This is a genomic window from Flavonifractor plautii ATCC 29863 (assembly GCF_000239295.1).
Taxonomy (GTDB): domain Bacteria; phylum Bacillota; class Clostridia; order Oscillospirales; family Oscillospiraceae; genus Flavonifractor; species Flavonifractor plautii.
This window is the reverse complement of the sequence record NZ_JH417833.1, coordinates 12,873-39,110: the sequence shown is the minus strand read 5'-3', so window position 1 is coordinate 39,110 and position 26,238 is coordinate 12,873. Positions and strand designations below refer to the sequence as shown.

Annotated in this window: 25 protein-coding genes; 15 read left to right on the top strand and 10 right to left on the bottom strand. The window is 63.1% G+C overall.

Features of this window, described 5'->3' with window-relative positions; translation table 11 throughout:
* Positions 1-3: 3 nt before the first annotated feature.
* Positions 4-1,386 carry an MATE family efflux transporter gene (locus HMPREF0372_RS15090; RefSeq protein ID WP_007494314.1) on the top strand — a complete coding sequence of 461 codons (1,383 nt, stop codon included), beginning with the start codon at positions 4-6 and terminating at the stop codon, positions 1,384-1,386.
* A 41-nt stretch (positions 1,387-1,427) separates the two neighbouring features.
* On the opposite strand, the gene HMPREF0372_RS15085 is transcribed toward HMPREF0372_RS15090, so the two are convergent.
* Positions 1,428-1,598 carry a helix-turn-helix domain-containing protein gene (locus HMPREF0372_RS15085; RefSeq protein WP_080568054.1) on the bottom strand — a complete coding sequence of 57 codons (171 nt, stop codon included), beginning with the start codon at positions 1,596-1,598 and terminating at the stop codon, positions 1,428-1,430.
* 219 nt (positions 1,599-1,817) lie between these two features.
* Between HMPREF0372_RS15085 and HMPREF0372_RS15080 the strand changes: the two genes are divergently transcribed.
* The 11 genes from HMPREF0372_RS15080 to HMPREF0372_RS15030 all read left to right on the top strand — a co-directional run bounded on the left by HMPREF0372_RS15080 (position 1,818) and on the right by HMPREF0372_RS15030 (position 13,030).
* Positions 1,818-3,371 carry a copper amine oxidase N-terminal domain-containing protein gene (locus HMPREF0372_RS15080; RefSeq protein ID WP_007494310.1) on the top strand — a complete coding sequence of 518 codons (1,554 nt, stop codon included), beginning with the start codon at positions 1,818-1,820 and terminating at the stop codon, positions 3,369-3,371.
* A 212-nt stretch (positions 3,372-3,583) separates the two neighbouring features.
* Entirely contained in the window at positions 3,584-4,618 is a 1,035-nt protein-coding gene (locus tag HMPREF0372_RS15075; protein WP_039997748.1) for a zinc-dependent alcohol dehydrogenase, read from the top strand.
* A gap of 13 nt (positions 4,619-4,631) precedes the next feature.
* Positions 4,632-5,024, top strand: a complete 393-nt coding sequence (locus HMPREF0372_RS15070; protein ID WP_007494303.1) for a VOC family protein — start codon at positions 4,632-4,634, stop codon at positions 5,022-5,024.
* A 184-nt stretch (positions 5,025-5,208) separates the two neighbouring features.
* Complete coding sequence (locus HMPREF0372_RS15065; protein WP_007494300.1) at positions 5,209-5,955, top strand: GntR family transcriptional regulator; 747 nt, start codon at positions 5,209-5,211, stop codon at positions 5,953-5,955.
* 79 nt (positions 5,956-6,034) lie between these two features.
* Positions 6,035-6,991, top strand: a complete 957-nt coding sequence (locus HMPREF0372_RS15060) for a phosphotriesterase family protein (RefSeq protein ID WP_007494298.1) — start codon at positions 6,035-6,037, stop codon at positions 6,989-6,991.
* Positions 6,992-7,036: 45 nt separating this feature from the next.
* Entirely contained in the window at positions 7,037-7,978 is a 942-nt protein-coding gene (locus tag HMPREF0372_RS15055; protein WP_034566036.1) for a shikimate dehydrogenase family protein, read from the top strand.
* A gap of 21 nt (positions 7,979-7,999) precedes the next feature.
* Positions 8,000-8,923 carry a phosphoglycerate dehydrogenase gene (locus tag HMPREF0372_RS15050; protein ID WP_007494294.1) on the top strand — a complete coding sequence of 308 codons (924 nt, stop codon included), beginning with the start codon at positions 8,000-8,002 and terminating at the stop codon, positions 8,921-8,923.
* Positions 8,924-8,938: 15 nt separating this feature from the next.
* Complete coding sequence (locus tag HMPREF0372_RS15045; protein ID WP_007494293.1) at positions 8,939-10,468, top strand: xylulokinase; 1,530 nt, start codon at positions 8,939-8,941, stop codon at positions 10,466-10,468.
* Between the two features lie 13 nt (positions 10,469-10,481).
* Positions 10,482-11,126: a bifunctional 2-keto-4-hydroxyglutarate aldolase/2-keto-3-deoxy-6-phosphogluconate aldolase gene (locus HMPREF0372_RS15040; RefSeq protein ID WP_009257160.1), complete on the top strand. Its 645-nt coding sequence runs from the start codon at positions 10,482-10,484 to the stop codon at positions 11,124-11,126.
* An 8-nt stretch (positions 11,127-11,134) separates the two neighbouring features.
* Positions 11,135-12,019 carry a D-psicose 3-epimerase gene (locus tag HMPREF0372_RS15035; RefSeq protein ID WP_007494289.1) on the top strand — a complete coding sequence of 295 codons (885 nt, stop codon included), beginning with the start codon at positions 11,135-11,137 and terminating at the stop codon, positions 12,017-12,019.
* An 18-nt stretch (positions 12,020-12,037) separates the two neighbouring features.
* Positions 12,038-13,030, top strand: coding sequence for an SMP-30/gluconolactonase/LRE family protein (locus HMPREF0372_RS15030; RefSeq protein ID WP_009257158.1), 993 nt, complete (start codon positions 12,038-12,040; stop codon positions 13,028-13,030).
* A 74-nt stretch (positions 13,031-13,104) separates the two neighbouring features.
* On the opposite strand, the gene HMPREF0372_RS15025 is transcribed toward HMPREF0372_RS15030, so the two are convergent.
* The 8 genes from HMPREF0372_RS15025 to HMPREF0372_RS14990 all read right to left on the bottom strand — a co-directional run bounded on the left by HMPREF0372_RS15025 (position 13,105) and on the right by HMPREF0372_RS14990 (position 21,548).
* Positions 13,105-14,124 carry a zinc-dependent alcohol dehydrogenase family protein gene (locus tag HMPREF0372_RS15025; RefSeq protein ID WP_007494286.1) on the bottom strand — a complete coding sequence of 340 codons (1,020 nt, stop codon included), beginning with the start codon at positions 14,122-14,124 and terminating at the stop codon, positions 13,105-13,107.
* 34 nt (positions 14,125-14,158) lie between these two features.
* Positions 14,159-15,274 carry a glycerol dehydrogenase gene (locus HMPREF0372_RS15020; protein WP_007494284.1) on the bottom strand — a complete coding sequence of 372 codons (1,116 nt, stop codon included), beginning with the start codon at positions 15,272-15,274 and terminating at the stop codon, positions 14,159-14,161.
* 41 nt (positions 15,275-15,315) lie between these two features.
* Positions 15,316-15,981 (bottom strand): HAD family hydrolase, encoded by a 666-nt coding sequence (locus tag HMPREF0372_RS15015; RefSeq protein ID WP_007494282.1) that lies wholly within the window; start codon positions 15,979-15,981, stop codon positions 15,316-15,318.
* A complete protein-coding gene (locus tag HMPREF0372_RS15010) occupies positions 15,969-16,550 on the bottom strand; it encodes a glucose-6-phosphate isomerase (protein ID WP_007494281.1) in 582 nt (193 codons plus the stop codon). The genes HMPREF0372_RS15015 and HMPREF0372_RS15010 overlap by 13 nt, the downstream gene beginning before the upstream one ends.
* Before the next feature lie 19 nt (positions 16,551-16,569).
* The gene (locus tag HMPREF0372_RS15005; protein ID WP_007494280.1) at positions 16,570-17,577 is read right to left on the bottom strand and encodes an ABC transporter permease; all 1,008 of its coding nucleotides are present in this window, start codon (positions 17,575-17,577) and stop codon (positions 16,570-16,572) included.
* 14 nt (positions 17,578-17,591) lie between these two features.
* Entirely contained in the window at positions 17,592-19,187 is a 1,596-nt protein-coding gene (locus HMPREF0372_RS15000) for a sugar ABC transporter ATP-binding protein (RefSeq protein WP_007494279.1), read from the bottom strand.
* A 13-nt stretch (positions 19,188-19,200) separates the two neighbouring features.
* The gene (locus HMPREF0372_RS14995; RefSeq protein ID WP_007494278.1) at positions 19,201-20,217 is read right to left on the bottom strand and encodes an ABC transporter permease; all 1,017 of its coding nucleotides are present in this window, start codon (positions 20,215-20,217) and stop codon (positions 19,201-19,203) included.
* Between the two features lie 155 nt (positions 20,218-20,372).
* A complete protein-coding gene (locus tag HMPREF0372_RS14990) occupies positions 20,373-21,548 on the bottom strand; it encodes a sugar ABC transporter substrate-binding protein (RefSeq protein ID WP_007494277.1) in 1,176 nt (391 codons plus the stop codon).
* Positions 21,549-22,013: 465 nt separating this feature from the next.
* Between HMPREF0372_RS14990 and HMPREF0372_RS14985 the strand changes: the two genes are divergently transcribed.
* Positions 22,014-23,045: a zinc-dependent alcohol dehydrogenase gene (locus HMPREF0372_RS14985; protein ID WP_007494274.1), complete on the top strand. Its 1,032-nt coding sequence runs from the start codon at positions 22,014-22,016 to the stop codon at positions 23,043-23,045.
* 62 nt (positions 23,046-23,107) lie between these two features.
* Here the strand turns inward: HMPREF0372_RS14985 and HMPREF0372_RS14980 are convergent, their stop codons facing one another.
* Entirely contained in the window at positions 23,108-24,481 is a 1,374-nt protein-coding gene (locus tag HMPREF0372_RS14980) for an MATE family efflux transporter (RefSeq protein ID WP_007494273.1), read from the bottom strand.
* Between the two features lie 232 nt (positions 24,482-24,713).
* Here HMPREF0372_RS14980 and HMPREF0372_RS14975 point away from each other — a divergent pair, with 232 nt between their 5' ends.
* Both HMPREF0372_RS14975 and HMPREF0372_RS14970 read left to right on the top strand, forming a co-directional pair.
* Positions 24,714-25,589 carry a TFIIB-type zinc ribbon-containing protein gene (locus HMPREF0372_RS14975; protein ID WP_131970717.1) on the top strand — a complete coding sequence of 292 codons (876 nt, stop codon included), beginning with the start codon at positions 24,714-24,716 and terminating at the stop codon, positions 25,587-25,589.
* Between the two features lie 16 nt (positions 25,590-25,605).
* A complete protein-coding gene (locus tag HMPREF0372_RS14970) occupies positions 25,606-26,130 on the top strand; it encodes a shikimate kinase (RefSeq protein ID WP_007494271.1) in 525 nt (174 codons plus the stop codon).
* Positions 26,131-26,238: the final 108 nt, after the last annotated feature.

Genomic DNA, 26,238 nt, shown 5'->3' with positions numbered 1-26,238 from the left:
TCCATGGCAAAGCGCGAAAACGACCTGGGCCGCGATCCCATCGGCAAGCTCCTCCTGCGGCTGGCGGTGCCCACCGTCACCGCCCAGTTGGTCAACGCCCTCTACAACATCGTGGACCGCATCTACATCGGGCACATCCCCGGTGAGGGCGATCTCGCCCTCACCGGCCTGGGCATCTGCTTCCCCGTGATTCTGTTTGTCTCCGCCATCTCCGCCCTGGTGGGCATGGGGGGCGGCTCCCGGGCGGTGGTGCGCATGGGGGAGGGGAAGCTGGACGAGGCCAACAAAATTCTGGGCAACTGCACCCTGCTGCTGATGATCCTGGGCCTGGCCGCCACCGTGGTATTCCAGCTCTGCAAGGAGCCCATGCTCTACCTCTTCGGCGCTACGGAGAACACCATCGGTTACTCCATGGACTATTTGAATATCTACCTCTACGGCTCCATTTTTGTGGAGCTGGCCCTGGGCCTGAACTTCTTCATCACCTCCCAGGGCTTCTCCACCGTCGGTATGGCCTCGGTGATTATCGGCGCGGTGGTCAATATCGTCCTCGACCCCATCCTTATCTTCGGCCTGAATATGGGCGTAAAGGGCGCGGCTCTGGCCACCATCACCGCCCAGGCCGTCTCCGCCGTGTGGGTGGTGCGCTTTTTGTGCGGCAGGCGCACCAAGCTGCGGATTCAGCGGCGGCTTCTCCGTCTGGATGCCAAGGTGCTGGCTCCGGTGCTGGCCCTGGGGCTCTCACCCTTCATTATGCAGTCCACCGAGAGTCTGGTCAACATCGCCTTCAATTCCTCCCTCAAGACCTACGGAGGCGACCCGGCGGTGGGCGCCATGACCATCTGCTCCAGTATCATGCAGGTCTTTTCCCTTCTGTTTCAGGGCCTGTCCCAGGGGGCCCAGCCCATTGTGGGCTATAATTACGGCGCCGGGCAGTTGGACCGGGTCAAGCGGACCTTTCGCCTGCTCTTTTTCTCCTCCCTGTGCTTTAGCTGTGCCGCCTGCGCCGCCCTGGAGCTCTTTCCGGGCCTGTTTGTCTCGCTGTTTAACGACAAGCCGGAGCTGGTGGAGATCGCCGTCTGGGCGCTGCACATCTATGCCGCCGGTATGTTCATGCTGGGGGTGCAGTTCTCCTGCCAGCAGACCTTCGTGGCGCTGGGCCAGACCCGCGTCTCCCTCTTTCTAGCCCTGCTGCGTAAGGTGATCCTGCTGATTCCCCTGATCCTGCTCCTGCCCCGCTTCCTCAGCGACCAGGTTTTCGCCGTGTTTCTGGCCGAGCCGGTGGCCGATATCCTGGCCGCCACCACCACCGGCGCTATCTTCTTCTGGCGCCTCCCCCGCATTCTCGAAAAGCGGCGCCTGGAGCTGGAGCACAGGCCCATCTAACCCCAAAAAGGGGGGCGTTCCCTACGGGAACGCCCCCCTTTTTATGGCTCCAGGCCCAGCAGCTCCAGAACACCAACCTCCAGCGCCCGGGCCAGGTGGACCAGCTCATAGTCCGCCACCACCCGCTCCCCGGTCTCCATCCGGCTGATGGCCTTTTGGGTCAGCCCCAGCCCGTCCAGTTGGAGCCGGACTGCGAGCTGCTCCTGGCTCAGCCCCGCCCGGTCTGTAGATCTTCAAGCTCCGCACCCCGTTTATCCCAAAGATAGATAACCTCAGTTGACAGTATCACGGGGGCTCTGCGATGATTATTCCAAACATGACTAAGCAAAGTAAAAAATTTGATTTTTCCTCATAAGAAGAGCTCCCGCCCTCTTGTCACCGCAAAAAAAGCGTGCTATAGTGGCTCTACCGATAAAAGGAGGAATGGAATCATGCACACACTTCCCAAGCGCGCCCTGGCTGTCGCCTGTGCGGCAGCCCTGTTGGGTAACGGCACCTCCGCCCTGGCCGCGGAGTCCGTCCCCGCCTCCGCCCCATCCACCGCCATCTCCGTCCAACTGGACGGCCGGAATCTGTCCTTCCCTGACGCCGCACCTGAGGCGAGGGACGGCCGCACCTTCCTGCCTGTGCGCACCGTGTTTGAGGCCATGGGGGCCGAGGTGAGCTATTCCCCCGCCGCTCAGACCATTACCGCCGTTCGGGACGGCACCACCGTCACCATGGCCCTGGGCGGCACAACAGCCACCGTGGAGCGCAGCGGCGTCACCACCCACATCCCCATGGACGCGGCCCCCTACGCCCACGACAACCGCACCTATGTGCCCGTACGCTTTGCCGCTCAGGCCTTTGGCTGCGCCGTGGGCTGGGACGCCGGCGACCGCACCGTGATCCTCATTGACATGGAAAAGCTGGTGGAGGAGACCCTATCCAAGTATGACTTTACCTATCTGGAAAAATACCTGGCATACGGCCAGAAGTACCGCACGGGAATCTGGGACATGAACGCCGACTTTGACGCCTCTCTGGACATGACGGGCCTTCTTCTGGGAAGTACGGCGGAATCTGCGCCCATTACCCTGGACGGCACTCTGGAGGGCGTCATGGCCGGCGGCGCGAAGATGGACGCCGCTATGGGCCTGACTATGGACCTGCGCCCCTTCCTGAAGGCTCTGACGGATGGCCAGAACGGAGGTATGAGCGCCAGCGATACCGAGTTGTTGGATGCCCTTGCCGAGGAAGGTATCCATATGGAGCTCCGGGGCGATCTGGAGGCCGGACAGCTCTATATCAGCCTGGGCGGAGCATTTTTGGAGCAGGCCGCCGGCCTGCCCGCCGACACTTGGTACTCTATGGATATGAGTGCCATATATGAGGACATGGGGTTGGACTACGGTGCCCTCATGGAGATGACCACCGGCGACGTGGACTATACCGCCCTGCTGTCCCTGCTTCTCTCCACCGTGGAGCCCAATGACAAGGACACCGCCTATTCCGAGCTGACCCAGGCCGTAGATTTGGCCGCCCAGCTCCTGCGGGACGACGCCTGGGCGGTCAGCGGGAACGACCGCATCCTTCACTACGCCCTGGAGCAGGACGGCGTGGCCGCCGACTTCACCTTCACCCTCACCATGCGGGGAGATGACGTATCCGCCTATGACCTGTCCGTAGAGCTCTCCGCCGATGTCGACGGTTCCGCTCCCATGTCCATCTTCCTCCAGGAGTCCATGGACGCCGACGGCAGGATGGAGGCCTCTATGCAGTGTGATGCCGCCGGTCTGATGGACTTGGAATTCTCCATGTCCGGCCGGTACACCGAGGGCAAGACCGCCCCTGAAACCGAGCCTCCCAAGGGGGCCGTGGTGGTGGATCTGACCGCCCCCGAGGCCCCCGCCGACCCGGTTCCCACCTCTGGGGATCCAGCCGAGGTGGTCATTGATAAGATTTACACCACCGGCGGCGGCTTTATCGGCGTCACAGAGGGCTGATTCCAGAGCAGGGGCTCTCCGGGTAAGCCGGAGTGCCCCTGCTCTCTCCCCGGCGGGGTGCTGATTTTACCTGATGTTCTGTGCATTTTTCACGAAAATCCTCTTGACTTTCCCCTCCCATACTCGCATGATATAGATGGATTTTACCCGTCCGGCCTCCCTGCACACCGGACGGGACCAAACAAAGGAGTGTGAGTATGATGCAAGAAACCATGCTGCAGGAAGTGATGACGGCCCCCAGGGAGATCCGGTTTGACAGGGTGCCCGTTCCCACGGCCGGGCCCGGGCAGGTGCTGGTGAAAATCAAGCGCATCGGCATCTGCGGCTCCGACATCCACGTATACCACGGCAAGCACCCCTACACCAAGTACCCGGTCACCCAGGGCCACGAGGTCTCCGGCCAGGTCGCGGCGCTGGGGGAGGGAGTCACCCAATTCCAGGTGGGTCAGCGGGTGACCATTGAACCCCAGGTGTACTGCGGCGAATGCTACCCCTGCACCCACGGCAAGTATAACCTCTGCGAGAACCTGAAGGTTATGGGCTTTCAGACCACCGGAACTGCCAGTGAATACTTCGCGGTGGACGCCTCAAAGGTGACGGCGCTGCCTGCGGGAATGAGCTATGACGAGGGCGCCATGCTGGAGCCTCTGGCCGTCACGGTGCACGCCGCCAGGCGGGCGGGGGACATAGCGGGCAAGAAGGTATGCGTGCTGGGCTGCGGCCCTATCGGCATTCTGCTGGTTCAATCCCTGAAGGCCTTTGGCGCGGCCGAGGTCATGGCCACCGATATCTCCGACTATCGGCTGGAGCTGGCCCGCACCTGCGGAGCGGATTACGCTGTCAACACCAAAACCCGCCCCTTTGGCGCGGCTCTGACGGAGTGCTTCGGCCCCGACAAGGCGGACATCATCTACGACTGCGCGGGCAATGACACCACCATGGATCAGGCCATCCAGAACGCCCGGAAGGGAAGCGTCATCATCTTGGTTGCGGTGTACGCTGGCCTGGCCCACTGTGATCTGGCCAAGCTCAACGACTCCGAACTGGATCTGAACACCACCATGATGTATCGCCACGAGGACTATGTGGATGCCATCCGCTTTGTACGCGAGGGCATGGTACAGCTCCAGCCCCTGATGAGCAGGCATTTTGCCTTTACCGACTATCTGGCCGCTTACGAGTACATCGATACGCACCAGGAAACCACCATGAAGGTCCTCATCGACGTGGACCCCAGCGACGACTGAGGAGGGGAGCTCCGTGAGCATTGCAGAGCATGTAACCGGCCTACAGCACCTGGGGCTTCCCACCGCCGCGCTGGACGAGACCGCCGCTTTTTATGAGTCCCTTGGCTTTGTCCGGGCCCACAGCACTGTCAATCCCGGCACGGGGGAGCGGGTGTGCTTTCTCACCTGCGGCGGCCTGTGCATCGAAACCTACGAGTGCGCCGCGCCCGCCCGCCGGCCCGGAGCCATCGACCACCTGGCCCTGGACGTGGACGACATTGAGTCCGCCTGGGAGGAAGTGCGGATGGCCGGCCTGGCCCCGTTGGAAGATGCCATTCAGTTCCTCCCCTTCTGGGAGAACGGCGTGCGCTTTTTCAACCTACTGGGCCCCAACGGAGAGACGGTGGAGTTCAGCCAGAGGCTGTAGGCCGCGCAGCGTCTGGCTGCGACTGGTCAGTTCGGCGATATCTGACTCATTTCTTTGTGCAAAATTAGAGAATTTGCCTGACCCCCTTGCCAAGGGGCCCCTTTATAGACTATAATGTATATATGTTACAACAATCCAATCTAGTTAAAGCAATGACTGTAAAAAGAGAGGAAGGGATCGTGCCATGCTGGAAGACAAGAGACTGGATAAGGATGTGCCTATTCCCCTGTATTTCCAGCTTGAAAAGCTGATCCTGGAGGAGATCGACAACGGAAATTACCCGGTGGGGAGCATGATTCCCACCGAAATGGAGCTCAGCCAGATGTTCGGCATCAGCCGTACCACCGTGCGCCAGGCCATCTCCGACCTGGTGCGGGAGGAGCACCTGTACCGCATCAAGAGCAAGGGCACCTTTGTGGCCCACCCCAAGCTGGTACAGGGCTTCATTCAGAGCATCCAGTCCTTTGACGACGACGTACGCAGCACCGGCCGTACCCCCAGCACCGAGGTACTGGATCTCAAGCTGGTGGAGCTGGAGCCCGAGGTGGCGCAGCTTATGGAGCTGCCCGCGGGCACCAAGGCCATCTATCTCTACCGCAAGCGGTTTGCCGACGACGAGCCCATCGTCCGGGTGGAGACCTACCTGCCCTATGAAGCGTGCAGCTTTATCCTGGGACACGACTTTAACCGGGAGTCCCTCTATCAGGTGCTGTCCAAGCGGGACGACACCCGGGTCACCCACGTCACCCGTATCTGCGAGGCCCGGGCCGCCGACCCGGAGGACGCCGCGGTTTTGGGCTTGAAGCGGGGCCGCCCGGTTCACTATTTCCAGACCATCGGCTATAACCAGAGCGGCAAGCTGATTGAGCTCTCCTTTGCCCACTACCGGGGCGACCAGAGCCGGTTCCGTGTCGAGCTGTTCCGCGAGTGAGTGCACGCGCGGAATTTGCTTCCCCTTTTATGTAGTAACATAGTTACAATCCTACGATACTTTATCAGGAGGTCAGGTCATGTTCCATGTGCAAACCGTCAGCGGCCCCATCGCACCGGACGCGCTGGGGCACAGCCAGATCCATGAACACATCTTTGTCCACCGGACGCCCATGGCGGAGAAAAACCCCGCCCTCCGGCTGGACGACCCGGCTCGTTCACTGGAGGAGCTGCGCGCCTACCGGGCGGCGGGGGGAGGCTTCCTGGCGGACGCCCAGCCCGTGGCCGCAGGACGGGATGCAGAGCGCCTCGGCGCGCTGTCGCGGGAGAGCAGCGTGGCGGTGGCGGCCTCTACCGGCTACCATCTGCTGGGCTTTTACCCGGCGGACTGCTGGGTCCACAGCCTGGATGAGGAGGGCCTGTACGACCTCTACTGCGGTGAGCTGCTGGAGGGCATGCTCCCCTGGCGGCCCGAGCCGGACCGCCGCCCGGCGCAGCCGACGGCCTTTCGGGCGGGCCTGGTAAAGGCCGCCATTCCGGCCGAAGGCGCCGAGGGCCGGTACGCCGTTTTGCTGCGGGCGGCCGCCCGGGCGGCGGTGTGCTGCGGGGTGCCGCTGATGCTCCACACGGAGCGGGGGGAGAATACCCTGCCCGCCCTGGAGCTCTGCTTTCGGGCGGGCCTGACGCCGGAACGGCTCATCGTCTGCCACGTGGACCGGCAGGCCGCCGACTTCGGCCCCCATGACGCCATCGCCGCCACCGGCGTGTACCTGGACTACGACACCATCGGCCGCTTCAAGTACCACTCCGACGAGGAGGAGATGGCGCTGCTGCGGCACATGTGTGAGCGGGGGTATGCCCAGAGGCTGCTCCTGTCTCTGGACACCACCGCCCAGCGCATGGCCGCCTACGGCGGCGAGATCAGCCTGTGCTACCTGCTGGAGCGCTTTCTGCCCCGGCTGGAGGCGGCCGGCTTCCCCCCCGGAACCCTTGCGGATTTCACCGTGCTCAATTGCCGGCGGCTCTTCGCCGGCTGACCGGTATTTCAATACCAAATCAGTCAAGAAAGGATGCGCCTGACCATGATCAAACTCCCCGAACCCGCCAAACGACCCACCATGTACTTTGTGGGCGTCACCACCGGACAGTCCTCCATCATGAAAATGTTCCCCATCTGGGCCAAGGAGCTGGGGCTGGACGCGGAGATCAAGGGCATCGACCTGCCCATCCACGCCCCCGCCGAGGACTACCGGGCGGTGGTGCAGTTCTTCCGGGATGACCCCCTGTCCCTGGGCGCGCTGGTGACCACACACAAAATTGACATGTATAACGCCGCAAAGGATATGTTCGACTACCTGGACCCCTATGCCCAGCGCTTCGGGGAGCTGTCCTCCATCTCCAAGCTGGACGGCCAGCTCCGCGCCCACGCCAAGGATCCCATCTCCTCCGGCCTGGCCCTGGACGCCTTCGTGCCCGAGGGCCACTGGCTTAAGACCGGCGCGGAGGTGTGCATCATCGGCGCCGGCGGCTCCGCCCTGTCCATCTCCGCCTACCTGGGCAATGAGGAGCGGCACGGCAAGGATCTGCCCAGCCGCATCCACCTGAACAACCGCTCCGCCCCCCGCCTGGCCGAGGGCGTGCGCATCCTGGAGTACCTGAACGTCCCCATGAGCTACCATCTGTGCAAGACCCCCGAGCTCAACGACAGGATTGTGGAGGCCCTGCCCGCCGGCTCCCTGGTCATCAACGCCACCGGGCTGGGCAAGGACCGGCCCGGCTCCCCCCTCACCGACCACTGCAAATTCCCCGAGAACGGCCTGGTGTGGGAGCTCAACTACCGGGGCACCCTGGAGTTCATGCACCAGGCGGAGGCCCAGCGGGAGCGCCGGGGGCTTCTGATTGAGGACGGCTGGACATACTTTATCCATGGCTGGACCCAGGTGATCGCCGAGGTCTTCCACATCGACATCACCGGAGAGCGGCTGGCCGCCTGCGACCGGCTGGCCCGGGAAATGAGAAAGTGACGCCAAGGGGAGGGCTCTGTCATGAAGGTACTTACCACACCCCGTTCTTACGGGAAAACCGATCCCGAGGTCTTTGCCATGCTCCGGGCCGCCGGCCTGGAGGTGGTGCGCAATGAGACGGGCGGGATCCTGGACAGGGAGGGCATGAAAGCCCTGCTGGCCGACTGCGACGGCGTGATCGTGGGAGTGGATCCCATAGACGCCGAGGTGATCGCCGCCGCCCCCAAGCTCAAGGCCATCGCCAAATACGGCGTGGGGGTGGACAACATTGATCTGGACGCCGCCAAGGCCCGGGATATCAAGGTCTCCCGCACGGTGGGCGCCAACGCTGAGGCGGTGGCGGACTACGCCATGGCCCTGCTCCTGGCGGTGGCCCGCAAGACGGTGCTCATTGACCAGCACTGCCGCCAGGGCGACTGGAAGAAGATCACCACCCGGGACGTGACCGGCGGCACCATCGGCATCCTGGGCCTGGGGGCCATCGGCCGCAACGTGGCCCAGCGGGCCCAGGGCTTCGGCATGAAGGTGCTGGCCCACGACCCCTTCTGGGACGAGGCGTACGCCAAGGCCCACGGCATCACCCGCGCCGCCCCCGACGAGATTTTCGCCGAGTGCGACGTCATCTCCCTCCACCTGCCCCTGACGCCGGAGACGGAGAACTTCATCGGCGCGGCGGAGCTGGCCAAAATGAAGCCGGACGCCATCCTGATCAACACCGCCCGGGGCGGCCTCATTGATGAAAACGCCCTGCTGGACGCGCTGGAGGCGGGCCGCCTCTGCGGCGCGGGCATCGATGCCTTCTCCTCCGAGCCGCCCAAGGATCCCCGCTGGTTTACCCTGGACAACGTGGTGCTCGGCTCCCACTGCGCCGCCTCCACGGCGGGCGCGTCCCGCAACATGGGGCGCATGGCTACTGCCAACCTCATCCACGATCTGGGCCTGTAGGGCGGGAGGACAGCGATGAAATACATACTGGCCCACGATCTGGGCACCTCCGGCAACAAGGCAACCCTGTTCAGCGACGAGGGGAAAATGATCACCAGCGAGGTGTTCCGCTACGACTGCCACTACTTCAACACCAACTGGGCCGAGCAGGATCCCGAGGATTTCTGGAAGGCCATCTGCGTCACCAGCCGCAACCTGATTGACAAGGCCCGCATCGACCCCGGCGACATCGCCGCAGTCTCCTTCTCCGGCCAGATGATGGGGTGCCTGTGCGTGGATAAGCAGGGCAACCCCCTGCGGCCCTCCATCATCTGGGCCGACCAGCGGGCCCAGGCCCAGGCCGCCGCCCTGGGGGAGCAGATCTCCCTGCGGGACTTCTACCACATCGCCGGGCACCGCAACAGCGCCTCCTACGGCCTGCAAAAGCTCATGTGGGTGCGGGACAACGAGCCGGAGGTGTATGCCAAGACCTACAAGGTCCTCAACGCCAAGGACTTCATCGTCCTGCGCCTGACGGGGAAGTTTTATACCGAGCCCTCCGACGCCACCTCCAACGCCTGCATTGATCTGAACACCCTCCAGTGGTCGGACAAGATCGTCAACGCCTCGGGCATCGACGGCGACAAGCTGCCTGAGATCGTCCCCTCCACCACCGTGGCCGGGGAGGTCACCCCCTGGGCCGCCGGGCAGACCGGCCTGAAGGCGGGCACGCCGGTGGTCATGGGCGGCGGCGACGGCCTGTGCTCCAACGTGGGCGCCGGCTCCATCAGCCCGGGCCGCACCTTTAGCTGCATCGGCACCTCCGCCTGGGTGGCCACCACCAGCGAGAAGCCCCTCTTTGACGAGGAGATGCGCACCTTCACCTGGGCCCACATCGTCCCCGGGCTGTACTCGCCCACCGGCACCATGCAGGCCGGCGGCAGTTCCTACAACTGGCTCAAGGGCCAGGTGGCCAAATATGAGACCGCCGTGGCCAAAGTGCAGGGCATCAGCCCCTACGATCTCATCAACGCGGAGGCGGCAAAGAGCCCCGTAGGCGCCAACGGCGTCCTTTTCCTGCCCTATCTGCTGGGGGAGCGGGCCCCCCGCTGGAACCCGGATGCCACGGCCGCCTGGCTGGGGCTGAAAATGGAGAACCAGCGCTGCGACCTCTTCCGGGCCGTACTGGAGGGGGTCACCCTCAACCTGAACATTATCCTGGAGTCCTTCCGCCGGAGCATCCCCATCGACGAGCTGCTGGTGGTGGGCGGCGGCGCAAAGGGCGCCCTCTGGTGCCAGATGATGGCCGACGTCTACAACGCCCGCATCAAGGTGCCCGTCCTGCTGGAGGAGGCCACCTCCATGGGCGCCGCGGTCACCGGCGGCGTGGGCGTGGGGGTGTTCAAGGGCTTTGAGGTCATCGACCAGATGCTCGAGCTCAACCGCACGGTGGAGCCCGACCCCGAAGCCGTGGCCGCCTACGGCCCGGTGAAGGAGGCATTTGAGGTGTGCTACAAGGCCATGCTGCCCGTCTACGAGTACATGGCGTCCCACAAGAATGCGTAAGGAGGTTTTTCCCATGAAAAAGGAACAGGTACTTGCCAAGCTTCGCTCCTGCGGCCTGGTGGCCGTGGTCCGCGCCAAGGACGCCGACGACGCCATGCGCATCGCCGAGGCCTGCATCGAGGGCGGCTGCGCCGGCATCGAGCTGACCTACACCACCCCCGGCGTCAACGCCATCATTGAGAAGATGGCCAGAGAGTATGACGGCACCGACTTTGTCATCGGCGCGGGCACCGTCATGGACCCCGAGACCGCCCGCATGGCCATCCTCTCCGGCGCCCAGTATGTGGTCAGCCCCTACTTCAACGGCGACACCGTCCGCCTGTGCAACCGCTACCGCGTGGCCTGCATGCCCGGCGCCATGAGCATCGCCGAGGTGGTGGCCGGCATGGAGGCGGGTGCGGACATCATCAAGGTGTTCCCCGGCGAGCTGTTCGGGCCGAAGATTCTCAAGTCCATCCACGGCCCCATCCCCCAGGCCGAGCTGATGCCCACCGGCGGCGTGTCTCTGGACAACGTGGCCGAGTGGATTGCGGCCGGCGCGGTGGCCGTGGGCGCGGGCGGCAGCCTGACCGCCGGGGCCAAGACCGGCGACTACGGCAAGATTACCGAGACCGCCCGCCAGTTTGTGGAGAAGATTCGCGCTGCCCGGGGCCAGTGAGGCGCGCCATGAACCCGATTGGAATGCACTACGGCTTCTGGAGCCACAACTGGGACGAGATTGCATACATACCCCTGATGGAGAAGCTGGCCTGGCTGGGCTTTGACATCTGCGAGGTGGCCTCCGCCGAGTGGGGCTATTACGACGACGCCAGGCTGCGGGAGCTGAAGGCCTGCGCCGATCACAACGGCCTGGGCATCACCTATTCCATCGGCCTGGAGGCCAAATACGACCTGGCCAGCGACGATCCGGCGGTGCGGGAGAACGGCATCCGCCATGTCACCCGCATCCTGGAGAGCATGCCCAAGGTGGGGGCGGCCATCCTCAACGGCGTGTCCTACGCCGGGTGGCAGGCCCTGCCCGACCACGGAATCACCCTGGACGAGAAGCGCCGCAAGGAGGAGCTTGCCCTGGAGTCCATGTCCCGGCTCATGAAGGTGGCGGAGGACTGCGGCGTGCTCTACTGCTGCGAGGTGGTCAACCGCTTCGAGCAGTACCTGCTCAACACCGCCAAAGAGGGCGTGGAGTTTGTCAAGCGCCTGGGCAGTCCCAACGCCCGGGTGCTGCTGGATACCTTCCACATGAACATCGAGGAGGACAGCATGGTGGACGCCATTCTGGAGGCGGGCCCCTGGCTGGGGCATTTCCACGTGGGGGAGAACAACCGCCGCCCCGCCGGCTCCACCAACCGCCTGCCCTGGAAGGACATGGCCGCCGCCCTCAAGCAGGTGAACTACCAGGGGGCCATTGTGATGGAGCCCTTCGTGCTCATGGGGGGTACCATTCCCTATGATATCAAGGTCTGGCGGGATCTCAGCGGCGGGGCCGGGGAGGCCGGGCTGGACGAGATGGCGGGCCGGGCCTGCCGGTTCCTCAAGGAGCTGACCGCGTAAAAGGAGGCAATGCGCTTTATGCAAACATCCAAGCTGTTCACCCTGCTGCCGGAGGAGCTGGTGTGCACCCCCGACGGCATGGCCATCGACAGGGACGGCAACCTGATTCTGTCCTGTCCCAACTTTGCGGATCTGTCCATGCCCAGCTGCGTGCTGAAAATCGACAAGGACCGCAACATCAAGAAGTGGTTTGACGTGCCGCGCAACGAGTACACCGGTGAGGCCCGGGCCATGGGCATCGAGTTCGGCCCCGACGGCGACCTCTATCTGGTGGACAACGCGGGCTGGACCGGAGAGCCCCACATGGTGTTCACCGGGCGCATCCTCCGCCTGCGGCTCAACGACGCGGGGGTGGTGAAGTGCACCGTGGTGGCTGACAACATGGAGCACCCCAACGGCATCCGCATCTGGGGGGACTACATGTACGTCACCCAGAGCTGCATGACCCGCCAGAAGACGGACAGCGGCAAGCTCATGAGCTGTGTCTACCGCTTCCCCCTGGACGCCGAGGGCATCCACTGCACCAACACCCTGGCCGATCCCCACATCTTCCTCACCTTTATCACCGAGAACCCCAAGTGCCAGTACGGCGTGGACGGCATCGTGTTCGACCACGACGGCAACCTCTACGTCGGCAACTTCGGCGACGGGGTGGTGCACAAAATCACCTTCAACCCCGACGGCTCGGTGAAGGAGAACCGCAAGTGGGCCTGTGATCCGGCCAACCTGAAGTCCACCGACGGCATGACCATCGATCCCTACGGCAACATCTACGTGGCCGACTTCTCGGCCAACGCCATCGCCCGCATCACCCCCGACGGCCGGGTGACGCGGATGGCCTGCTCCCCCGACACCGACGGCTTCCACGGCGAGCTGGACGAGCCGGGCGAGCCGTGCGTCTGGGGGGACAAGATCATCGTCTCCTGCTTCGATCTGGTCACCGACGAGGAGAAGGTCAATACCGCCCACGAAATGCCCGCCACCATGGCGATGCTGGACGTGGAGCCCTAGCGAGAAACATAAAAGCCCGCCCACCCCAAGCCGGGGCGGGCGGGCTTTTTTCGGCACACGGAGAGGAGGCGCTCTCAGGGGTGAATGATAACCTTGCGGGCCTGCTTCTGGACGATGTAGTCCAGGCCCTTGCCGTAGTCCTCCAGCGGCAGCTCGTGGGAGATCAACTCCTTGACCTGCACCGCGCCGCTCTCCAGATACTCCAGCGCCCGGCCAAAGCAGTGGGTCTGGGCGAAGGAGCCGAGGATGGTGTACTCCTGGCTGAAAATGTCGTAGGGGCTGACGGGTACCTTGGCGTCGGCGGCGCAGACGCCGTAGGCCACAATCTTGCTGCCCATGTGGACAAAGTGGAAGCAGGACTCGAACACCGAGGCGGCCCCGGTGGCGTCGATGACAATGTCGAAGCCCTTGGGCATGATGGCCTTGATCTCGGCGGTGTGCTTGGACGGGTCGGCCTTGTCCATGACCACCAGGTCGGTAAAGCCGTACTTGCGCAGAATGTCCAGCTTGTCGGCGTGGGGATCGGCGATGACCATGCGGCCCGCCCCCGCCCGGCGGAGCAGCTGGGCCAGGATGATGCCGGTGGGGCCTGCGCCGAACATGAGGATGGAGTCGCCGAAGCGGGGGGCGATGCGGTCCACGCCGTGGACCGCGCAGGCGGTGGGCTCGGTAAAGGTGGCCTCCTCAAAGGACAGCTTGTCGCTGAGGGCGAACACCTTGTCGTGGTTGATGAGCACATACTCGGCAAAGCCGCCGGGCATGTTGCAGCCGTGGGAGTTGAAGTTCTCGCAGTACAGGGGCTTGTCGCTGCGGCACGGCTCGCAGTAGCCGCACAGCTCAGTGTTGTCGGCGGTGACCCGGTCGCCCACCTTCCACTCGGTGACGGCGCTGCCCACCGAGTCGATCACGCCGGCGAACTCGTGGCCGTTCACCAGGGGGAACTTGGCCAGAAAGCTTCCGTCGTGGATGGTCAGGTCGGTCTTGCAGATGCCGCAGGCCTTGACCCGGATGACCACCTGGTGGGGGCCGGGCTCCGGCTTGGGCAGATCTACCACGGCAAACTGCCGGGGGGCGGTGTATTGAATGGCTTTCATGCGTGCGCTTCCTTTCCGTCCGGCCGCGGCCCGCTTACAGGCCCTTGCGGCGCTTGCCCAGGGTGTTGGCCATCATGATGCCGTCAAAGACCATCTGCGGGTTGACGGCGAAGGGCTCCACGTCCCAGTAGGAGTGCATGGAGGTCTCGGCCACCTTCCTGATGTCGGCCTCGGTGGCGTCGGGAATGCCCAGATCGTCAAAGGTGGTGGGCAGGCCCACTTCCTCGAAGAAGGTGTACAGCTCGTCAAGCTCCTCGGCGGGGGCGCCCTCCACGATGAGCTGCACCAGGATGCCGAAGGCCACCACTTCGCCGTGCAGCAACTTGGCGCAGGGCTCCAGGACGGTGATGCCCTCGGCGATGGAGTGAGCGCCCGCGCAGGAGCCGTTCTGCACGCCCAGGCCGGACAGCAGGGTGTTGGCCTCGATGACGTCCTCCACGTCCTTGGTGCACAGGCCCTGCTCGGCGGCCAGCTTGGCGCTGACGCCCTTGGTCAGGATGGTCTCGTGGCACGCCTTGGACACGGCAATGCAGGCGATGGTCTGGTGATAGCCGCTGTTGACGTAGTTGGGGGAGGCGGACTGCACGTTGGCCCGGCACTCCGGGTAGGTGGACAGGGCGTCGCCCATGCCGGCCACCAGGAAGCGGATGGGCGCCTTGGCCAGAATGTCGGTGTCCAGCAGCACCAGATCGGGGTTCTTCTTGTAGTGGCGGGCGCCCACGTGCTCGCCCGCGGCGGTGTAGATGACGGACAGGCCCATGGCGGGAGCGTCGGTGGAGGCGGTGGTGGGGACGATGATCACCGCCGCGTTGTAGTTGTCGGCCACAGCCTTGGCGGTGTCCATGGTCTTGCCGCCGCCGATGCCCACCACCACGTCGGGGTTCAGGGCCTTGGCCAGGCCGGTGCAGCGGAGGATCTCCTCCTCGGTGCACTGGCCGCCGAACTGCTCGCACTGGATCTGGCTGTCGCTGCCGGCGTACAGGGCCTCGAAGCGCTTCTTGTAGTCGGCGAAGAAGAACACGTCAATGAGGAAGAACACCCTGCGGCCGTAGACCTCGGTGTGGGTTTTCATGTTCTCCAGCTCATAGCGGCCCTGGATGTAGCGGCTGGGGGAGCCCCAGGCGCGGGTGGAATGCTGCAGCATGGACATGGAAATGACCTCCTTATTATGTAAACAAAAATCGGATTGGTTTAGTTGCCGTCCAGCAGGGCGGGCAGCTCGTACAGGCTGTTCAGCCGCCACCGGGCCGGGGACAGATCCTGCGCCCCCGAGTCGGGGTTGTATACCGCCGCGCAGGCCAGACCCGCCGCCACGGCGGAGCGGACGCCGCTGCCGCTGTCCTCCACGGCCAGCACCGCGCCGGGCGGGGCAGGGCGAAAGACCCGGGCCGCCGCCTGATAAGGGGCGGGGGCGGGCTTGAGGGGCAGGCCGTCGCTGCCGGTGACGATCACCGCGGCGTCCTCATACATCCCCAACTCCCGCAGGCAATGCTCCACGTACCAGCGCCAGGAGGAGGACACCACCCCAAAGGGAATGCCCCGGCGGCGCAGGGCCGACAGAGCCTCCTCCAGGCCGGGCATCGGCCCCACCCGGTACTCCTCCAGCAGCTGGCAGACCAGCCGGAAGTGCCGCTGGGACAGCTCCTCCGCCGTGGCCGGCCCGCCGAAGCGGGCCACCAGAGCCTCATAGAGCTGAAGGTTGGACTTACCCGCGATCTCTCCGGCGTCCGGGGGCGCGCCCCCGGACAGGCTGCGGGCCAGCTGTGCATAGGCCATGCGGTGGTATGGCTCGGTGTTGCGCAGGACGCCGTCCAGATCAAACAGGACGGCCGCAAAGGGCGGGGCTACACCTTCCATTTGGGGTTGTCGATGACGGCGGGCCTTCCGTCCCGCTCCACCACCAGCTTCCGGTAGCCCTTCTCCTCGATGGTGCCGTAGTCGTGGCCGGCGTCCCCCCGGTAGACGAAGAACATCACCAGAGGCTCGGTGCCGGTGTTGATGCTGCGGTGGGCCCAGCGTCCGGGGACGTAGAGGGCCTCGCCGGGGCCGATCTCCTTCCAGTCCACCTGGCCCTCGGGGGTCTCCATCAGCATCATGCCGTGGCCGCTGAGGCCGTAGTAGATCTCGGAGGTGTCCAGGATGGTGTGAAAGTGGCCCTTGGTCATGAAATACTCCTCCCCCACCTTTCCGGGGTAGAGGATGGTGGTGCCGAACTGGAGCACGCCGGAGTCGTCTTCGGGCAGATCCAGGCCGTAGAACTCATACAGCAGGGGGTCGCCCCCCTCCACCATGGCCCGGGCCGCCGCCTCATTGGCAAACTGGGCGACCATGTCGGACACTCTGCGCTGGGTGGGCTTGACCTTGCCGCTCGTGCAGAAGCCGCTTACAAGGTCAAAGTCCAGCACAAACGGTTTTACATCGGACATAAGAGGCACTCCTTCTTTCTTACTTGACGATCTGGCCGCGGATGCTGCGGTCCACCGTAAGGGCGATGGCCGCCAACACAAAGATACCAAAGACAATGTTCTGATAGTAGGCGTTGACACCGATAAAGTTCATGCCGTTTTCAATGATGGCCACGGTAAACACGCCCAGGATGGTGCCCAGCTCGCTGCCCTTGCCGCCGGCCAGCGAGGTGCCGCCCAGGGCGCAGGCCGCCACAATCTTTAGGGTAAAGGGGTCTCCGATGGTGGGGGCGCTGGAGCGGAGGTTGGCCGCCAGGAAGATACCAGCCAGAGCGGCCAGCACGCCGTTGATGGCAAATACCAGAATCTTCGTCCTATCCACGCCCATACCGGCCACCCGGGCAGTGCGCTCGTTGCCGCCGATGGCAAAAATGGTCCGTCCGCTGGGGGTGTAACGGGTAACACAGTGGATGAACAGGATGATGGCGATTGCCACAATCAGGGGCAGGCCCACCACACCGAAGGCGATCTTGTACCACTCCACGGTGCCCCACAGGGCTTTGGGCACCGACTCGGGGTTCTGCGTGATGAGGAGGGCCACCGACTGCCATAGGGACATAAAGCCCAGGGAGGCGATGAAGGAGGGTACCTTCAGCTTGACGTGAATGATGCCCAGCGCCAGACCGGAGGCCAGGCCAAACGCCAGAGAGACCGCCATGGCCGCCAGGCTGGTGAGGAGAGGATTGCTGAAGCTGTCCTGGAAAGCCAGCATCAGGTGGATGTAGGTCACGTTGGATACGGAGCACACCGCGCCCATGGACAGGTCAATGGAGCCGAACAGAAGCACCATTGTCATGCCTGCGGACATAATCATCAGAGGCGCCGTGTCGCGCAGCAGGTTTTTGAGGTTGCTGGTGCCCAGAAAGTTGTCCTGGGTCAGGGAGAGGGCTACCAGCAGAATAATGATGGCCGAAAAGCTGAAGTATTTTGTGATGTTGTCCCGCAGCCATGCACTCCTGCCGGACACGTTGGGAGTTTTTGTCTTCATAGCTCGATTCCTCCTTACATCATCAGGCTGACCACGTCAACCTGGGAGGGCTTGTGGTCGGCGGGGGCGTCAAATTCGCCGGTGACCAGGCCGTCCTTCATGACGAGCAGGCGGGAACACAAGCCGATACATTCGTCTGTTGTATCGCCCAGTACGATTACAGCCTTGCCCTCATCCGTCATGTCGCGGATCAGGGCGTAGATCTCCTCCTTGGCGCCCACGTCGACGCCGCGGGTGGGGTGGTTGAGCAGCAGGATGTCCGCACCGCTGGCCAGGGCCCGGGAGAATACCACCTTCTGCTGGTTGCCGCCGGAGAGCTGGCGCAGCAGCGCCTGGGGCCCGGGGGTCTTGATCCGCAGCTCGCCAATCCAGTGCTTGGCCTGCCTGCGCACCGCCGCGCCCGAAACAAAGGGGCCCTTGGCCATCTGCTTGGCGTTGGACAGGGCAATGTTATCCTCCACCGACAGGGTAGAGACGATGCCCTCAAACAGGCGCTCCTTTGGGATCATAAGGATGCCCTCCCTCAGCGCCTGCTTGGGCGAGCGGAAGCGGACGGCCCTGCCGCGGACCGCGATTTCCCCGAAGGAGGGCTTCTCGTCGCCGCAGAGCACCTCGCACACCTCTTCCGCGCCGGAGCCCACCACGCCGCACAGGCCCAGCACCTCTCCCCGGTGAAGCTGGAAGTTGACATGCTTGAAGATTCCGTGCAGGCCCAGGTCTTTGGCCTCCAGAAGTACATCATCCTGGGGTGCGGTCTGGCGGTCCAGATGGTAGTACTCCGTGGTGGTGGACTGGCCCACCATCATTTCGTACAGCTTGGCCTCGTCGGCGTCCCTGGTGTCCAGGCTGCCCACGCTGGTGCCGTCCTTATAGACATAGATGCGGTCGGTGACCTCCAGAATCTCGTTGAGGTGGTGGGAGACAAAGATGACCGCATGGCCCTGGGCCGCAATCTTGCGCATCTGCTTGTAGAGGTTTTCCACCTCAGCCTCGTTGAGCACGGAAGTGGGCTCGTCCAGCAGGATCAGACAGTGTTCGCTGCCGGACTGCTTGGTGACGTTCATAACCTTGGCGATCTCCACCATCTGGCGGGTGGCGAAGTTCAGATCGCTGACCTTTTTGGTGGGGCTGATGTTGGTGATGTCCACTGCGGCCAGCACCTCGGCGGCCGCCCGGTTCATCTTGGCCCAGTTGATGACGCCGGCCTTCCTGAAGTCCTTTTCATGGCCAAAGAAAATGTTCTGGGCCACGTTCAGGGTAACAATCAGGGACTGCTCCTGAAAGACCATGCCCACGCCCGCCTTGTTGGCGTCCATGGGGGTCTTGGGTTCATAGGGGGCGCCGTGGAAGCTCATGGTACCAGAGGTCTGGGGCTGGGCGCCGATAATGATCTTCAGCAGGGTGGACTTGCCCGCGCCGTTCTCGCCCACCAGGCCCACGATCTCGCCGGGGTGGATCTCAAGCTCCACTCCCTTCAGGGCCTGGGTGCCGCCAAAGGTCTTGGTGATGTCCTTGGCGCTGAAGAGGACCTCCGTTCCAATCCGGCGGCCGTCCTTGGTCACGGTCTCCGCCACTGCGGAGGGGCCGTTCTTGCGTTCCAGTTCACTCATTCTGCCCGCCCCCTTATTTGCTGATGACCTTGGCGCCGCGGGCCGCAGTCAGAATGACGGCCACCAGGATGATGACACCCTGGACGCCGGTGCGGATGTTTGGGTTGACGTTCAGCATGACCAAGCCGTTATCCAGCACCGTCATAATCAGCACGCCAACAATGGTGTTGACCACGCCGCCCTTGCCGCCGGCCAGCGAAGTGCCGCCGACCACCACGGCCGCCTGGGCGGGAAACATCTTGTCGTCGCCGATGGCGATCTGGCCCTGGCCCAGGCGGATAGCGCCGATGACGCCCGCCACGCCGAACAGGAAACCGGCCAGGGTAAACACGCCGATTTTGACTTTTTCCACGCTGACGCCCACAGAGCGCGGAATGTTCTCATTGGTGCCCACGGCGTAAATATGCCGGCCGAAGGCGGTATACTCCTGAATAAAAAAGCACAGCAGGAACATCACAATGGCAACCCAGGTGATAAAGGGGATGCCCAGGAAGGTGGTGGTGGGCAGAGCCGTAATAACGGGGTCCTTGATCGTGGGAGGATGCCCCTGGTAAGAGACCATACCGATGCCCTTGCAGATGTACATAAAGGCAAAGGAGGCCATGAAGGAGGGGATTTTGAGGTAGACGTGGCACAGGCCGATGAGCAGACCGCAGAGCATGCTCACACCTACCGCAATAACCACGCTGAGGAAACCCAGATCGTACGCAAATTCACTGTTGAGGACAAAGCAGGCAAACAGGGAGCCCGCCATGCCCACGCTTCCGTCAATGGACAGATCAATGCTGCCCAGCATAATGACAAAGGTCAGTCCCAGGGCCACTACCAGGGGCAGGGCCATCTGGTTGAGAATATTCATAATATTCTTGGGGGAGAGGAAGCTGGCCCCACAGACAATGAGAAAGACAACCACAAGACAGGCCAGCACGATCAACGGTGCCAGCTTCATCATTTTTGCGCTGCGGTTTTCACTCTTGATGCGTTCGGCGAACTCTTCCGTGATGGTCGCCGCAGGATTTAATTTCATCATAATCGTCGCTCCAATTTCGCTCTAGGACGGACCACTCCCTCACACCACGGCAGCGATCTCTGACGGCGAGACTTAATATGAAGCCGGGGCTGGGACCACGATCCCAGCCCCGGCCGTTCTGACTATCCGTTATTCAGGATTGGTGCTCCGGCCGGTCACCCGGCCACGCGGCAGTCAAAGGGACGGCTGAAGTCAAACTCCGGCTTGTAGTTCTGCCAATCCTTCGCGGCCTCGGGGCTGTCAATCAGCACAGTGGGGGTGGCAAACTCGCGGAAGTCGGCGGGCAGCGCGGCGGGGTCCAGCAGGCCGGCCCAGGCCGCGTAGCAGATGGCCAGGGTATAGCCGCCCTGGAGGTATCCATTGGAGGAGACGGTAGCGGTGGCCTCGCCGTTGGCAATGGCCTCCACAATATCGGTGTTGGCGTCAATGCCGCACACGCCGACCTTACCCTTCAGGCCCGCCGCGTCCAGCGCCTGTAGAGCTCCAGTGGCCATATTGTCGTTGGCGCACCAGATGCCGCCCACGTCGGGGTACTGGGTCAGCCAGGTTTCGACCAGAGCCAGAGCCTCGTCGGTGTTCCAGTTGGCCGTGTCGTCCGCCACGACCTCAATGTTGGGATACTCCTCCAGAGCCTTCTGAAGGCCCTCATAACGGGCGTTGGACGCGGTGTTGCCCAGCAGGCCCTGCACCACGAAGATCTGGCCCTCGCCGCCCATGGAGTCGAACAGGGCCTTGGCGATATTGTAGCCGTTCACCACGTTGTCGGGGGAGGTGTGGATCACCCAGTTGGGGTCCAGATCGGAGGGGCCCACATCGGCGGGCTTGTTCCAGGCCGTGCCCAGATAGCCGCCGGACTCCGCCATGGCTTCAGCCAGGGAGTAGGCAATGGTGTCCTCGTTGGGATCGGCGTAGGCAATGGCGTTGCCGTTGGCCTTGGCCGCAAACTGGCGCATGTTGTCGACTTCCTTGGCGCTGTCGCCCTGGGAATCCAGCACCTGCATCTCATACTTCTGACCGATGGAATCCAGATATTCGGCAAAGAGCTTCATGCCCTCGTTGATCGTGGCGATGTACGGGTTCTCCAGACCGCGGACAGAGACGGCCAGGTACAGGGTGGTGTCCAGCTTTTCCTGTGGGATCTGGGCGGGATCGATCACAAAATTGGCATAGTCTACGTCGTTCTGGGCGGGAGTGGTCTCGCCCTGAGCCGGGGTGGTTTCACCGCCGCCAGTGGGGCTTTCAGCCGGATCTGTGCTGCTGCCGCAGCCGGCCAGCAGTCCGACCAGCATGGATGCGGAGAGGACCGTTGCAATGAGTTTCTTCTTCTTCATTCGGGTGTTCCTCCTTCTTGTATTGGGTTGCCTTGCTTACAAAACGGCCGTTGTCCGCGGCCGACTTTGTGTTTATGGTATCCGGTTTGCGCCGGACTGCGTTGCATTGATACTATGTAGTAACATATCGTTGCCCTTAGTATAGCTCAAATTTTAAACTTGTCAATATAGCTTTCATAAATTGGTGCATAATTTACGTTTTTTCACTGTCCAAATTATTGATTCTGCACAAAAGCGTAATAGGAACCGTTTTTGTATCATAATATATGCAGTATCATACCGCTTATTTCCTTCCTTTTCCATGGAAATATGTATAAAACTCATTTTATTTTTACATCTAATTTAGTTGCATTTTTAAATGCTTTGTGTTATGATCTCTCTTGTAAATACATGCTGCTTTGTTTTTTATCTTGTTATGTAGTGACATTCCAATATTACGATATTCATTAAAGGAGGGCCTTTTTTATGAAAACGCTGGTCGTCGAGAGAGATGGCAGGATTACCGTTCACGAGGTCAACAAGCCCCGGTACAACGAGTATCAGGCGCTGGTTAAGACCATTGCCTGCGGCATGTGCGGTACCGACATCAAGCTCATCCACCGCACCTTTAAGGGCTTCCCCGAATCGGTCTACCCCATTATGCTGGGCCATGAGGGCGTGGGCGAAGTCGTGGAGGTGGGCTCCAAGGTCAAAGGCCTTAAAGTGGGCGACAAGGTGCTGCTGCCCTTTGTGGATCCTGACCCGGAAAACCTGCCTGGGCTGGGCTCCGGCTGGGGCGCGTTGAGTGAGTACGCTGTGGTGTGCGATCCCAAAGCCCCCTGGCCCGGCGGCGCTCCCGACTGCGCCTTTGCTCAGACGGTGCTGGATGACGATCTGGACCCCGTGGACGCCACTATGATCGTCACCTTCCGTGAGGTGCTCTCCAACATCCGCTATTTCGGTATCCAGCCCCAGGACTCCGTGGTAGTGTTTGGCTGCGGCCCTGTGGGTCTTACATACCTGAAGTTTATGAGCCTGCTGGGTGTAAAGGATCTGGTGGCCTGCGACATCCTGCCCGAAAAACTGGAGCAGGCCAGGAATTACGGTGCTACTCACCTCATTAACAGCAAGGAGTGCGATGTGCGCGCCGAGGTGCGCAAGCTCTTCCCCGGCGGTGTGGACTACGTGCTGGACGCGGCCGGTTCCCCCGCCATTGTAAACCAGGGCATGGGGCTTATCAAGGACCGGGGCTCAGTGCTGTGCTACGGCGTGCCCGAGAAGGAGGAGGTCACCATCGACTTCAGCCCCGCCGACTACAACTGGCGCGTCATTTACCAGCAGATGCCCCGCAAGCGCGAGGAAGGCGAGGCCCACGCCCAGGTGGTAGAGTGGATGCGCTCCGGTGAGCTGAACATTAAGGACTTTATTTCCGACTACTTCACCTTTGACCAGGCCGTGGAGGCCTACCAGAAGCTGCTGGACCGCAAGATTCTGAAAAAGGGCATTATTACCTTCTAAAAAGTACAATGAGAGGCCCCCGGCGCGTTGCGCCGGGGGCTTTTATAATGGCTTCGCTTCCGTCAGGTCCGTCCGCCGCCGCGTCCACCGTGTCGGGGGAGATCCCCACCGCCGAAGCCGAAGTCGGCCCGCTTGCGGCGGAGGAACCAGACCGACAGCAGGCAGGAGAGCAGCTCCGCCAGCGGCACGGCCAGCCACACGCCGTCCACCTCCAGCAGCCGGGGCAGCAGAAGCAGCCCCAGCAGCAGGAAGCCGAAGGTGCGGGCAAACGAGATAATGGCGGAGGTGCGCCCATCGGACAGGGCGGTAAAGAGGGCGGAGGAGAAGATATTTACCCCGGCAAAGAGGAAAGCGGGGGCAAACCGTCGAAAGCCGTCCAGGGCGATGGCGTACACCGGAGAGCCGGGTGTGGAGAAGATCCCCACCACCACCCCGGACAGGGCCAGGGCCACCGCCAGAATAGCCACGGACGAAACCAGGATAAACCGCAGGCAGTAGCCGAAAATACGCCGCATCCGGTCATACCGCCCCGCCCCCCGGTTGAAGCTGAACACCGGGGCCACCCCCATGGAGAAGCCCATATACAGGGCCACCAGAAGGAACTGGGCATAGAGCACGATGGTGATGGCGGACACGCCCGCCTCCCCCAGGTAGGCCATCATAATAGCGTTAAAGAGAAAGGTAGTCACCGCCATGGACAGGTTCGTCACCATCTCGGACGCGCCGTTGAAGCAGGCCCGGCCCAGCATGCGCAGATCCCCGTGGGGGCGGCCAAAGCGGAGCCCCTGCCGGCGGAGCAGGAAAAAGAGCACCCCCGCCACGGCGGGAATCGAGTAGCCCGTAACAGTGCCCAGGGCAGCGCCCAGTATGCCCATCTGCATAGGCCCCATATAGAGATAGTCCAGCACGGCGTTGGTGACGCCCGCCGCAGTCGCCAGCCCCAGGCCCAGGCCGGGCCGCCCGGCAGTGACAAAGAAGCTCTCAAAGAGGAGCTGGAGCATGGCCATGGGTGCAAAGCAGAGCTGCACCCGCAGATAGGTGACCGTATCGTCCAGCAGCAGATCGCTGGCCCCCAGCAGCCGGGCCAGCGGCCCGGCGAACAGGGCCCCCGCCAGGCAGACCGCCAGGCCGATGCACACCGCCACCAGGGCCAGAAAGCCGAAGTCCCTCCGGGCCTCCTCCAGATATCCGGCCCCCATCTTGTGGGCCACCACGGCGGAGCCGCCGGTGCCCAGCATGATCCCCATGGCCAGGGTAAAGCTGATGGCAGGATAGGCCACATTGGCGGCGGCCAGGGCGTTCTCTCCCACCAGGCGGGCAATCAGCACCCCGTCCACGATGGTGTAGAGGCTGACCACCAGCATCATAATAATGGTGGGCAGGGCAAAGCGCAGCAGCCCCGGCAGGTGGAAGTCGCGGTCCAAGCGGTTGGTCATGGATAAATGTCCTCTCTTTCTCATGGCTGTTTCTCCGGCCTGCGACCGGTACAGATGGCGCAAAGTCTGGCTCCATTATACCATTCCGTACCGCTTTATGGTATAAGAAACCACTGTCGGCCGTCAAGTGCGGTATGAAGCCTTGGTCATGGCCGGAGGACGGTTGCCGCCGGGCCTGCTTTCTGTTATAATGGAATTAACTCTAAGGAAAATCCGAGAAGGGGGCATTTTCATGCGGAAGGTGACCTGTGCGAGTTGCGGCCGGCCCTACGACTACGACAGCGACGACTTCTGTCCCAAGTGCGGCAGCTACAATCCCCCGCCGGACCGCGCAGGGGCCCGCCCGGCGCAGGCTCCGCCCGCCCGCGTTTCGGCCGCTTCCAAGGACCGGCCGCGCCCGGCGGCCCAGCCCAAGACCCCACCGGTGGGCCCCCGGACGGTGTCCTACGGCGGCCCCCAGGGAGGGACGCCCTGGGAGGAGCCCCCCGCACGGAGGCAGCGCTCCCCGCTCAAGCTTCTGGTGCTCGTGCTCGTGTCGCTGTTCCTCCTCTGCATTGTCCTGCCCTTCGTGTTGGGTCTTATGCTTAACCTGTCCGAAGCCTTTGCGGGCCGCCGCCCAGAGCCGGGGGCGGTTGCCCAGGCGGAGCCCGCCGGCGGGACTCACGCCCTTTGGGAGCCCTTTTCCATTCACGGTACCCAGCAGGTGACCGTGGAGGACCCCTGGGAGGTGGATCTGACCTACGTACCCCTGGCCCGGCGGGAGGGCTTCCGCTGCCTGGCCGTGGATCTCTGGGTGGAGGGGGGCGAGCGCCGGGACGACCTGACCTTTTTTCCCGCCGAGCTGCGGCTGGAGGACGGCACCGCCCTTCTGGCGGAGGACGACGCCTCCCTGGCCCGGCAGCTCAAGGACGCGGGGGTATATCTGGTCACCCTCTCCGACGCCCAGTGGGAGGACCCCCTGTACGGCCAGATGATCTTCTTTGTCCCCGAGGATGCCTCCGGCGGGGCCGTGCTGGCTTTGTACGAGGGGGAGCCGGACAGCAGCACCCCCTCTGCCGTCCATCAGATTCCCCTGGAGCTGCCCTGGGGCGCGGTCGGAACCGTGTAAAAAGGAGCAAATCAGATTGAATAACATCACTCTCATCGGCATGCCCGGCTCGGGCAAGAGCACCGTGGGCGTCCTGCTGGCCAAGGCCCTGGGCTTTCAGTTTGTGGACGTGGACCTCCTCATTCAGCAGCGGGAGGGGGCCCTCCTACAGGAGCTGCTGGACAACCGGGGCGTGGAGCCCTTTCTGGACGCAGAGGAGGCGGCCATCTGCTCCCTGGCCTGCACGGGCGCCGTCATCGCCCCCGGAGGCAGCGCCGTCTGCCGGGCGGGGGCGATCGGCCACCTGAGGGCCCTGGGCCGGGTGGTCTACCTCCACGTCCCTCTGTCGGAGCTGGAGCGGCGGATACACAACATCACCACCCGGGGCATCGCCATGGCCCCGGGCCAGACCCTGGCCGACGTGTACGCCGCCCGGGAACCCCTCTACCGGCGGTACGCCGACCTCACCGTGGACGTGGGGGAGGGGAGAGGGCTGGAGGAGACGGTAGCCGCCGTGCTCCAGGGCCTGCTGGGGCTCAACACCGCCCAGGCCCAGGGCTGAGCCGCGCCCACTTGTATTTTTCCAAATTTGTGGTATACTTTAGGAGTACGAATATCGCGTGCGAAATGCCCGCTGGTTTTCCGGCGGGCTTTGCCGCGTTTTCCCCCA